This is a genomic window from Alcanivorax sp. HI0044, assembly GCF_001634945.1.
Map to the genome: position 1 here is coordinate 1 of NZ_LWEZ01000983.1, position 10,700 is coordinate 10,700.

11 protein-coding genes are annotated in these 10,700 nt (G+C 57.8%); 9 read left to right on the top strand and 2 right to left on the bottom strand.

The window, feature by feature from the left end:
* The 6 genes from A3730_RS11580 to A3730_RS11605 form a co-directional block, all read left to right on the top strand.
* A partial coding sequence (locus A3730_RS11580) for a thioredoxin fold domain-containing protein (protein ID WP_156501162.1) occupies nucleotides 1-438 on the top strand: 438 nt, incomplete at its 5' end.
* A 121-nt stretch (nucleotides 439-559) separates the two neighbouring features.
* Nucleotides 560-1,750, top strand: coding sequence for an alanine transaminase (gene alaC / locus A3730_RS11585; RefSeq protein ID WP_082872352.1), 1,191 nt, complete (start codon nucleotides 560-562; stop codon nucleotides 1,748-1,750).
* A 43-nt stretch (nucleotides 1,751-1,793) separates the two neighbouring features.
* Nucleotides 1,794-3,095 (top strand): homoserine dehydrogenase, encoded by a 1,302-nt coding sequence (locus A3730_RS11590; RefSeq protein WP_063520005.1) that lies wholly within the window; start codon nucleotides 1,794-1,796, stop codon nucleotides 3,093-3,095.
* 135 nt (nucleotides 3,096-3,230) lie between these two features.
* Nucleotides 3,231-4,313: a threonine synthase gene (gene thrC / locus A3730_RS11595; RefSeq protein WP_063520004.1), complete on the top strand. Its 1,083-nt coding sequence runs from the start codon at nucleotides 3,231-3,233 to the stop codon at nucleotides 4,311-4,313.
* A gap of 621 nt (nucleotides 4,314-4,934) precedes the next feature.
* On the top strand, nucleotides 4,935-6,503 hold the full coding sequence (locus A3730_RS11600) for a BCCT family transporter (protein WP_063520003.1): 1,569 nt from the start codon (nucleotides 4,935-4,937) through the stop codon (nucleotides 6,501-6,503).
* Between the two features lie 96 nt (nucleotides 6,504-6,599).
* Nucleotides 6,600-6,824: a DUF3565 domain-containing protein gene (locus tag A3730_RS11605; RefSeq protein ID WP_063520002.1), complete on the top strand. Its 225-nt coding sequence runs from the start codon at nucleotides 6,600-6,602 to the stop codon at nucleotides 6,822-6,824.
* Between the two features lie 143 nt (nucleotides 6,825-6,967).
* On the opposite strand, the gene A3730_RS11610 is transcribed toward A3730_RS11605, so the two are convergent.
* Nucleotides 6,968-8,194 (bottom strand): serine hydrolase, encoded by a 1,227-nt coding sequence (locus A3730_RS11610; RefSeq protein ID WP_063520001.1) that lies wholly within the window; start codon nucleotides 8,192-8,194, stop codon nucleotides 6,968-6,970.
* A 280-nt stretch (nucleotides 8,195-8,474) separates the two neighbouring features.
* Here A3730_RS11610 and A3730_RS11615 point away from each other — a divergent pair, with 280 nt between their 5' ends.
* On the top strand, nucleotides 8,475-8,792 hold the full coding sequence (locus tag A3730_RS11615) for a DUF962 domain-containing protein (RefSeq protein ID WP_007150782.1): 318 nt from the start codon (nucleotides 8,475-8,477) through the stop codon (nucleotides 8,790-8,792).
* Nucleotides 8,793-8,841: 49 nt separating this feature from the next.
* Nucleotides 8,842-9,270, top strand: a complete 429-nt coding sequence (locus A3730_RS11620) for a group III truncated hemoglobin (RefSeq protein WP_063520000.1) — start codon at nucleotides 8,842-8,844, stop codon at nucleotides 9,268-9,270.
* On the opposite strand, the gene A3730_RS11625 is transcribed toward A3730_RS11620, so the two are convergent.
* The gene (locus A3730_RS11625; RefSeq protein ID WP_063521698.1) at nucleotides 9,254-10,177 is read right to left on the bottom strand and encodes a GlxA family transcriptional regulator; all 924 of its coding nucleotides are present in this window, start codon (nucleotides 10,175-10,177) and stop codon (nucleotides 9,254-9,256) included. The two genes, A3730_RS11620 and A3730_RS11625, sit on opposite strands and share 17 nt — an antisense overlap.
* 165 nt (nucleotides 10,178-10,342) lie before the next feature.
* On the opposite strand from A3730_RS11625, the gene A3730_RS11630 reads away from it, so the two are divergent.
* A partial coding sequence (locus A3730_RS11630; protein ID WP_231883937.1) for an alpha/beta fold hydrolase occupies nucleotides 10,343-10,700 on the top strand: 358 nt, incomplete at its 3' end.

The window sequence follows — 10,700 nt, forward strand, 5'->3', positions numbered from 1 at the left end:
CGCGCTGAAGGCATCAAGACGCTGAACAAGGACGACATGATCACTTACGCTGCTGAAGACGAAAAAGCCGAAGTGTTTGTCTTTACCGACATTACCTGCGGGTATTGCCGCAAGCTGCATCGCCATATCGACGAATACATGGCGTCCGGCGTGACGGTCCACTACCTGGCTTTCCCCCGCGGAGGCCCGACCACCAAGGCGGCAGCGTCCATGCGTCATATCTGGTGTGCGCAAGACCGCCAGCAGGCGCTGTCGGATGCCAAACTCAATGACACGATCAACAAGGCAGAGCTGGGCGAGTGTGCCAAGCCGGTTGATGAGCAATATGAGCTGGGCCTCACATTCGGGGTTCGCGGTACACCGGCGATCTACACCACCGAAGGCAAGCAGCTGGGCGGCTATCTGACCCCGGAAGATATGCTCAAGCGACTGGACTGATTCGCCTGTATCCCCCGTATTACGGTGCTTTGCTGCCGTAAAGACGGTGCCGACACATTGACGACGCGGGGTTGCGCCGTTAATGTGTCGGCCTTCTTTTACTCCCACCCAAGGTGCTGTCGTGGAAACCGATTTCCAGCGAATCCGTCGTTTGCCGCCCTATGTCTTCAATATTGTTGGAGAGATGAAGGCGGCAGCGCGAGCACGGGGTGAGGATATTATCGATTTCAGCATGGGCAATCCGGATCAGCCCACGCCAAAACATATTGTCGATAAGCTGACAGAAACCGCCCAGCGGGGCGATACCCACCGCTACTCGCAGTCCCGGGGGATTCCGCGTTTGCGCAAGGCCATGACGGACTGGTATCAGCGCCGTTATGACGTGGACCTGGATCCGGAATCCGAGGCCATTGTCACCATTGGTTCCAAGGAAGGCCTGGCGCATCTGGCACTGGCCACCATGGGCCCCGGGGACACCGTGCTGGTGCCGAACCCCAGCTATCCGATTCACCCCTACGGGTTCGTGATTTCCAACGCGGATATCCGCCATGTGCCCATGGTGAAAGGGGTGGATTTCTTTGTGGAGCTGGAGCGGGCGATCAAGGAATCCTGGCCCAAGCCGAAAATGCTGGTGCTGAATTTCCCCGGTAACCCCACGGCCCAGTGCGTGGAGCTGGATTTCTTCGAGAAAGTGGTGGCCATTGCCCGAGAGCACCAGATCTGGGTGGTGCACGATATCGCCTACGCAGACATCGTGTTCGATGGCTACAAGGCCCCCTCCATTCTGCAGGTGGAAGGCGCCAAGGATGTGGCGGTGGAGTTCTTTTCCCTGTCAAAGAGCTACAACATGCCTGGGTGGCGGGTGGGCTTCTGCTGCGGCAATAAAGAGCTGATCCACGCCTTGGCACGGATCAAGTCGTATATGGATTACGGCACCTTTACCCCGATTCAGGTGGCGGCCATTGCCGCGCTGGAAGGGGACCAGAGTTGCGTTGCCGAAATCTGCGAAATGTATCGCCAGCGCCGGGATGTGCTGGTGGAAGGGCTGGGCGACATTGGCTGGCCGGTGGAAAAACCCCGTGCCACCATGTTCGTCTGGGCTGAAATCCCCGAACCCTATCGAGCCATGGGCTCGCTGGAGTTTTCCAAGAAGCTGCTCACCGAAGCGGGTGTAGCAGTGTCGCCGGGCATTGGTTTTGGCGACTATGGTGACGATCATGTGCGTTTTGCGCTGATCGAGAACGAACAACGTACCCGGCAGGCCATGCGCGGCATCAAGAAGATGTTCCGTCAGGATGGGCTGCTGGGCTAACAGGCTGCGCCTTGTGCGCCCCTGCATAAAGAGAGGAAATCACGTGAAGTCGGTGAAGGTGGGTATTGCTGGTCTGGGCACGGTGGGTTCTGGCACCGTGAATGTACTGAAGCGTAACGCGCGGGATATTGCTCGCCGCGTGGGCTGTCCGATTGAAATTACCCATATCGGTGCCCGCCGCGACAACGCGGCCTGTGATACCAGTGATATTCGTCTTTCCCGCGATATTTTTGCGGTGGCGACAGACCCGGATATCGATATTCTGGTAGAGCTGATTGGCGGCATTGATACCGCACGTGAGCTGGTACTTACCGCCATCAAGAACGGCAAGCACGTGGTCACCGCCAACAAGGCGTTGATCGCCGAGCACGGCAACGAAATCTTCCAGGCCGCCCAGGATAATGGCGTGGACGTGGCGTTCGAAGCCTCTGTGGCTGGCGGGATTCCCATCCTCAAGTCCCTGGGTGAAGGTCTGGCCGCGAACCATGTGAACTGGCTGGCGGGCATTATCAATGGCACCGGCAACTTCATCCTCACCGAAATGGAAGAGGGTGGCCGGGCCTTTGATGACGTGTTGGCAGAAGCGCAAGCGCTGGGTTACGCGGAAGCGGACCCCACCTTCGACGTGGAAGGTATTGATGCCGCCCACAAGCTGACCATTCTGGCCTCCATTGCGTTCGGTATTCCACTGCAGTTTTCCAAGGTCTACACCGAGGGGATCAGCCGGATTACCACCGAAGACGTGGCCAGCGCCGCGCATTTCGGATACCGCATCAAACACCTGGGGATCGCCAAGGACACCGGCAACGGCATCGAACTGCGTGTGCACCCGACCCTGATTCCCAAGGAAACCATGCTGTCTGCCGTCAATGGCGTGATGAACGCCATCATGATCGATGGCGACGCGGTGGGTCCCACCATGTTCTACGGCGCCGGCGCCGGTGCCGAGCCGACGGCTTCCGCTGTCGTGGCTGACATCATTGAGCTGGGCCGCGCACTGACCGTGGACCATGACGAGCGGGTACCGTATCTGGGCTTCCACACCGACCAGATGTCCGATGAGCCGATTCTGACCATCGATGACGTGTCCTGCAGCTTCTACCTGCGCCTGCATGTGCAGGACAAGACCGGCGTGCTGGCCGACGTGACCCGCATCCTCAGTGATAACAATGTCAGCATTGATGCACTGGTACAGCGTGAAGTGGACCAGGGCCTGGTGCCCATCGTGATGATGACCCACGTGGTGCGCGAAGGTGACATGAGCGCCGCACTTGCCAAGATCGGTGCCCTTGAGGCCGTAGATAGCGATATAATGCGTATCAGGGTAGAGACGCTGGACGCTTGACGCCCGATGCCGGACGTCGCTGTTTGAGCGTCCGGCTTCATGCATCTGGCTTCTGGCGCGCCGTTTAAAGTGACCACATTCAAGAACCGCAGAGCCTGGCTTAGAGGCTTTACACTAGCAGCAGAGACCAAAACCATGCCTTTTCGTGACCGTTACACCGGCCTGATCAACCGTTACCGTGACCACCTGCCGGTGAATGATGACACGCCGATCATCAGCCTGGGCGAGGGGAATACCCCGCTGATTCGCTTGAAGAATATCCCCAAGCTGTTGGGCAAGGACGTGGATATCTACGTCAAATACGAAGGCCTGAATCCCACCGGCTCGTTCAAGGACCGGGGCATGACCATGGCGGTGACCAAGGCCGTAGAAGAGGGCAGCAATGCCATCATCTGTGCCTCCACCGGTAACACGTCTGCGGCCGCTGCTGCCTATGCCGCTCGTGCGGGCATCACCGCGTTTGTACTGATTCCGGAAGGCAAAATTGCCATGGGTAAACTGGCCCAGGCAATGATGTACGGTGCGGTGATCATGCAGATCCGTGGCAACTTCGACCAGGGCATGGAACTGGTGAAACAGGTGGCCGAGAAGGCGCCAGTGACCATCGTGAACTCGGTTAACCCGTACCGTTTGCAGGGGCAGAAGTCTGCTGCCTTCGAAATCGTTGAAGAGCTGGGCCGCGCCCCGGATTATCACTGCCTGCCCGTGGGCAATGCCGGTAATATCACCGCGCACTGGATGGGTTACAGCGAATACCACAAGTCTGGCATCGTCAACGCGGCCCCGAAAATGGTGGGCTACCAGGCTGAAGGCGCGGCGCCGTTCATGCGTGGCGAGCGAGTGAGCGATCCGGAAACCGTGGCAACGGCTATTCGTATCGGTAACCCGCAGTCCTGGGACAAGGCGTGGCAACTGCAGGAAGAATCCAAAGGCTGGTTCGACCAGCTTAGCGATCATGAAATCCTGACGGCGCAGAAATTGTTGGCTGAGAAAGAAGGGATTTTCTGTGAGCCCGCCTCTGCGGCCTCCATCGGTGGCGCCATGCGTGACATCAAGGCCGGCAAGATTCCGGAAGGCTCTACCATTGTCTGCACCCTGACCGGTAACGGCCTGAAAGACCCGGATACCGCCATTGCCCAGTGCCAGGACAGCCGCATGGTCACCATCGATGCGGATCTGGATGCGGTGAAAGGCGCGATCCTGTCCAACATGTCCTGATTACCTCAGGCGTAATAAAAAACGGAGCCCTCGGCTCCGTTTTTTATGGGCATTTCTGCCGCTGGTGCCTGCAGGGATGCGCGGGGCAAAGGCAGGCATCGTCACGATGTGCTACCATGCGTGCTCTTTTGTGGCGAAAGGAACGACGACCCGGTGTCGAGATTACTGAAACCACCTACGTGTAACACCTCCTCTCTGGGCTGACTGCGCCCATGCCCCGGCTGGATTTTCCCCGGCCAACCCCTGACTGATGTCTTGTTCTCTGATGACCCGAGCTTTGTGCGTGCTGGTGCATAGCCACAGAGAGGTATTTGACATTGGTCGACCACTATTTAGTCTGTTTAAAGACGACAAAGAAGGGAGAGACTGATGAAAGCATCGTTATTGGCGACGCCAAACGCTACTGGGGCCCCGTACGGCTCCCTTGTCCAAGGGATTGCAGTGGATTCGTATCATTGACGATCTGATCAAGGCTGCGACCAAAAGGGTCGCTTCGCGTTCAGGTGATGTCTGGCTGTGAAGCTATAGAGGAACCCAACCCGGTTTCCTCGCATCGTCCGGACCGACTGGCTGAAAGGCAGAAACACTGCCCCTCAAAGCAAGACGGAATACGGAGCTTAAATGAAAATTAATTACGAGACCGACTATGACGTCGGCCAGGACAATGTGCAGTTCATGGGAATGGACATGCACAATCCTGTCTTCTTTATCAGTGCAGTACTGATTCTTACCTTTGTGATTGGCACGCTGATCCTCCCGGAACAGGCCAACGCCTGGCTGAATGGCTCCAAGGGCTGGGCCATTGAACACTTCGACTGGCTGTTTATGGTCAGTGGCAATTTCTTTGTACTGTTCTGCCTGCTGTTGGCGGTGCTGCCGCTGGGTAAAATTCGCCTGGGTGGACAGAGCGCCAAACCGGAATTCTCCACGCTTTCCTGGTTCGCCATGCTGTTTGCGGCGGGCATGGGGATTGGTCTCATGTTCTGGAGTGTGGCCGAGCCGGTGGCCTATCTGAATGGCCAGTGGTACGGCACGCCGCTGGCGGTGGAAGCCGGCTCGGAAGCGGCGCGGCATACGGCCATGGGGGCGACCATGTATCACTGGGGGCTGCACCCCTGGGCGATTTACGCCGTGGTGGCGTTGTCGTTGGCCTTCTTCACCTATAACAAGGGCATGCCCCTGACGATCCGCTCTGCGTTCTACCCGCTGCTGGGTGAACGGTGCTGGGGCTGGCCGGGTCACATCATAGATATTCTGGCGGTGCTGGCTACCATCTTCGGTCTGGCGACGTCGCTGGGTCTGGGCGCTCAGCAAGCTGCCGGCGGCCTGCATTTCCTGTTTGATACGCCCAATGCGATCAATGTGCAGGTTGGCATTATTGTCGGTGTTACCGCTGTCGCGGTGCTCTCGGTGGTGCGTGGTCTGGATGGTGGCGTGAAGGTGTTGAGTAACATCAATATGAGCCTGGCCGTCTTTTTGCTGCTGTTCGTTATTATCGCCGGGCCTACCATGCTAATCATCACCGGCTTTGGTACCACTGCGGTGGACTACATCAGTAATATCATTCCGCTGAGTACCTGGTTTGGCCGTGAAGACAGTGAGTGGATGCATGGCTGGACCGTGTTCTATTGGGCCTGGTGGATTTCCTGGTCGCCGTTTGTGGGGATGTTCATTGCCCGCATTTCCAAGGGGCGTACCGTGCGTGAATTCATTGTGGCGGTACTGCTGGTGCCCACGGTGATTACCATTATCTGGATGAGCACTTTTGGTGGCACAGGGCTGGAGCAATCCATCAACGGCGTGGGTGAACTGGCCAACGGGGTGAGTGATGCATCGCTGGCCATGTTCCAGATGCTGGCGCATCTGCCGTGGACCGGCATCATTTCCTTTATGGCGATTGCACTGGTACTGATCTTCTTCGTGACCTCGTCGGACTCCGGCTCTCTGGTGATCGACTCCATTACGGCGGGTGGCAAGGTGGATGCACCGGTGCCCCAGCGTATTTTCTGGGCGGTTATGGAAGGCCTGATTGCGGGTGTGCTGCTGTATGGCGGTGGCAAGGAAGCCCTGAAGGCCCTGCAATCAGGGGCTGTCACAACCGGGTTGCCGTTTACCATCGTGCTGTTGTTGATGTGCGTCAGCCTGTTTATTGCCCTGTCAGCGGAACGCAAGCGCCTTCAATTGGCTTGATCTGGCGTTGCTGATCTTTAAAAAATGCCCGCTGATGCGGGCATTTTTTTTGGCTACATGTTGGTATAACAGGAATGACTGACAGAGGAGGCAAGCATGTCTTTTCAGGTAACGGTCAACGGGTTTGAACAGGATGAGGTGGGGGATTGGGTCATGTTACTGTCTTGCGGCCACCGCCAGCACGTTCGTCACCAGCCGCCCTTTATTAACCGCCCCTGGGCGGTGAGTGAGGAGGGCCGCCGGCAGCACCTGGATATGGTGGTGACCTGCACCCAGTGTCAGCGGGGCATGCCGGTGCCGGAAAACACGCTAGGTGCTTGACGCCGGACGCATGATGCAAGGAAAACCAACAACGATGGGGTAGTTGATGCTTGTTGCCGTACTGCGATCATTATTGGCATCAGGCATCAGGCATCAGGCATCAGGCATCAGGCATCAGGCATCAGGCATCAGGCATCAGGTGTTCAGCGTAACTTGGTATGCCGATTAATGGTGTGCTGTAAGCCAAACAGGGCCGGCAGGTGGGGGCCGATTACGCCCTTGCCGGTGGTCAGCAGGGCGCCGCTCAGATCTCGCTGCGGATCCGCCCAGCAGTAAATGCTGATAAAGCCCAAATGCCCAAAGGATTTTGGGGCGCCGGGGCCGAACATGCCCATGCCCCGGTTGCCGAGCATAAAGCCGTTGGAGAAGTTCAGTGGCAGCATCAGCGTCCGGTCGAAGCGGGGGCGATGGTAGGCTGGCTCCAGGGCGCGGGCCACGGTGTCTGGCTGGAAGATCTGCTGGTCGCCATGGCGGCCGCCGTTAAGCAGCATCTGGAAAAAACGGCTGGCTTCTTCTGCGGTGGCATACAGGTTGCCTGCCGGTACGATAGTTTGCTGGAAACGCTCGTCGTTAGTGACTTCCACCACTTGATCGATACTGCCGCCCACTGCATAGCTGAGAAACAGGTCTACCAGTTTTAAGGGCAGCCCTGTGGACACATCCACGGCCCGTTCTGCGCCGGTCTGGCCAAAAGTGAAATACTTCATCCCCATGGGCTGGCGAATGACCCGGTCGAGGGTGGCGTTCAGGGATTCCCCGGTTATGGCTTCCACCACGGCGCCAAGAATGAAGCCGGCGGTTATCGCGTGGTAGGCCTGGGTATTGAATCCGCTGGGCTTGGCGGCGCAGAGGATGTCGATAATTTCCTGGGGCCGATAGAGAATGTCGGCTTCTACCGGTTCCTGGGGGCGGGGAATCCCGGCCTGATGGGTAAGCAGGTGGCGCAGGGTAGTGCGGCCCTTGCCGTTTTGTCCGTAAGCGGGCAGGTAGCGGGTCACCGGGTCGTCCAGATCAAGCTGACCCTGTTCCACCAGATGATGTACCAGCATGGCGCTGACCACCTTGGAGGCGGAGAACAGGCACACTGGGGTGTCCGGCGTCATGATGCGCTGGGTTGCCGGGTCGGCATAGCCGATGCTGCGGTTCAGCATGATCTCGCCGTGGCGGCGCAGGCACAGGCTGATCGCCGGGCTCATGCCGCTGCGATAGAGCTTGCGTGTGGCCCGCCAAATGGATTCAACTTGTTCAGAACCCATGCCGGTCTTGTCCAGCGGGGCTTCATCGCCGTGCTGAATCAGCTCGTCGAGGCTGCGGGGAATAGGGTTGCCGTGCTTGCTGATCAGGCGGCGTACACGCGGGCGAAGAGCCATAAATGTCTCGCAAAAAAATGGGGAGTGCAGGGCGCCGATAATAAAGGTCGACACCGTATTTATTGTGAAAGCACGCCATTGTCCATGATCAAGGGGGGACTGCAATGGCTGCCTGTGCCATCCGATTGGCGTCAAATCACAATAAAATGGCCCGTTGAAACGTAGCGACTGGGTTACAATGGGACGTAATGTTTACCCATCAGCCGCTGCCTACAATGATGGCAGCCCACAGCTATGACATCATCAACAATCAGAACAAGAGCACCTAACAGGAGGTCCCATGGAGACCATCAAGCAATCTGATTTCCAGAGCTTCGCGGAGTTTTACCCCTATTACCTCCAGGAGCATGGCAACCCCACCTGTCGCCGGCTGCACTTCTTCGGCACCCTGGGTCTGTTCGGCGTTCTGGCCGGCGTGTTCATGACCGGCAACCTTTGGGGGCTGCTGCTGTTACCGGTGGTGGGCTATGGCTTCGCCTGGGTGGGGCATTATGTTTTTGAAAAAAACCGCCCGGCTACTTTCAAGCACCCTTGGTACAGCCTTGCCGGTGACTTTGTCATGTTCAAGGACATCCTCATCGGGCGTATTGAGTGGTAACGAGAGACGCTACAGGCAACACGCTTCACGCAAGCACGCGGAGAGTGGAATGACGGCGGTTGGGATTTTTCGCCCGGGTGAATCACTCGCCAGGGATAGTGACCTGCCTGATCTGGATTGCCGGGAAAATATTGACGCCATGGTGCACGGGTTTTATCAGCGCCTGCTGAAGGATCCGGTGATGGCGCCGGTGTTTCTGCAGGTGGCGGGGATTGATCTGCAACAGCACCTGCCGATCATCTGCCAGTATTGGTACAAAATGCTGTTGGGCGAGCAGGACTATCAGCGCCATATGATGGAAAAGCATCGGGCGCTGGATGACAAGATTCCGCTCACCGGTGTGCATCATGAGCGCTGGCTCGGCCATTTTATGGCCAATCTTGACGGACGTTTTGCCGGGCCCAACACCGACCGGGCCAAACGCCTTGCAGCCCGGGTAATGGATAATCTTTACCGCCAGCTCAGTATGCGCCGTTAGTCTTGCGCCACTGGGCAGGAGTGTCGCCCGCTTCGCGCTGAAACAACCGAATAAAATAGCTGACATTCTCGTATCCCACCTGGTGGGCAATCTGCTGCACAGACAGTGCCCCACTGATCAACAGCTTCTTGGCACGATCTATTCTGACTTTCTGAAGGTACAGGTGAGGCGCAAGTCCGGTAGCAAGGGTAAAGCGTCGCTTCAGGTTCCGCTCGCTGAACCCGAACCGGGAGGCGAGCTGCTCCAGTGACAACGACGCCTGCGGGTTGCTTTCAAGCCACTCCTGCACGGCAAGGATGGCCGCATCATCGTGGCGTCGGGTGCCGGGCAGAACCGGGCGCATCTGGATTGGGCTTGAGACCAGGAGGTGCGCGGCGCAGAGCTGGGCAAAGTGGTCTCCACGGTCATTGGCCAGCAGTGCCAACAGGGCATCGAAACTGCCATGCAACGAACTGGTGCTGTATAGCCAACGATCCTGAAGGTAGCTCTCTCTGGCCCGAAAGTGGCATTCCGTGTAGCGCTGCTGAAGCGTGGGGAGAAACGCCCAGTGGGTGTTGATACGCAAGCCGTTGACGAGTCCCGTGGCTGCCAGTGGGACAATGCCGGTGGATAGGGAAAGTACGGCACGTTGTGTCTCACAGTGCCGGGCAAGGTAGGCCGATGCCTCTTGCGAGGGTGCGAGAGTTTTCCCCAGTGCGGGACCTTCTATGGCTGGAAAAACCAGCCAGTCCGATGGAGCTGCTTTTTCCAGACAGGCATCCGTATGAATGGCATGACTACCTGCTGCGTGCAGCCGTTTGCCTGGTGCGTTTGCCAGCAGGCGAACCCGGTAGCCCGGTTGCAGCCCGGCCTGTTTTTCCAGCAGAGCCACAATCCGAAAGAAGTCGGTCACCGCGAACAAACTCATGGCCCAGCAGCCTGGGGTGACAACAATGCCAATGCTCTTCATAGACTTGGGATAATGCAGTGATGGCCTGAACGGACTATCAGTTTGCCTGTGTGGGAATGGAACGGAAAGAGGGGCAGGGCAACAATTACTGGGGTACATTCAATAGCGCAACAGGGGGTATAAATGACAGCACCGGCACCGTTCTTGCACAAGGGGGGCGAGATGTTGTTGCCGCTGGCCAGCTTCGGTTCCATCTATACCAAAGTCTGGCCCGGCGCTGAGGACAAAGCGCCGCTGCTCTTGCTGCATGATTCGCTGGGCTGTGTGGCGCTGTGGCGGGATTTTCCCCAGGAGCTTAATGTGGCCACCGGACGCACCGTCATTGCGTATGATCGTCCGGGCTTTGGCCGGTCGCCCAGACGTACGGATCGATTGCCGGTGTCTTTTGTTGAGGACGAAGCGGCGTTGGTGGTGGCGCTTTGTGATGCGCTTGGCCTGTCTACGGTTGTTTTGTTGGGACACAGTGTGGGGGGTGGGATGG

Excerpts from the sequence above, each read along its gene's own strand:
- thrC (WP_063520004.1), top strand. The coding sequence starts at position 3,231 with ATGCCTTTTCGTGACCGTTACACCGGCCTGATCAACCGTTACCGTGAC.
- A3730_RS11600 (WP_063520003.1), top strand. The coding sequence starts at position 4,935 with ATGAAAATTAATTACGAGACCGACTATGACGTCGGCCAGGACAATGTG.
- A3730_RS11605 (WP_063520002.1), top strand. The coding sequence starts at position 6,600 with ATGTCTTTTCAGGTAACGGTCAACGGGTTTGAACAGGATGAGGTGGGG.
- A3730_RS11610 (WP_063520001.1), bottom strand. The coding sequence starts at position 8,194 with ATGGCTCTTCGCCCGCGTGTACGCCGCCTGATCAGCAAGCACGGCAAC.
- A3730_RS11615 (WP_007150782.1), top strand. The coding sequence starts at position 8,475 with ATGGAGACCATCAAGCAATCTGATTTCCAGAGCTTCGCGGAGTTTTAC.
- A3730_RS11620 (WP_063520000.1), top strand. The coding sequence starts at position 8,842 with ATGACGGCGGTTGGGATTTTTCGCCCGGGTGAATCACTCGCCAGGGAT.
- A3730_RS11625 (WP_063521698.1), bottom strand. The coding sequence starts at position 10,177 with ATGAGTTTGTTCGCGGTGACCGACTTCTTTCGGATTGTGGCTCTGCTG.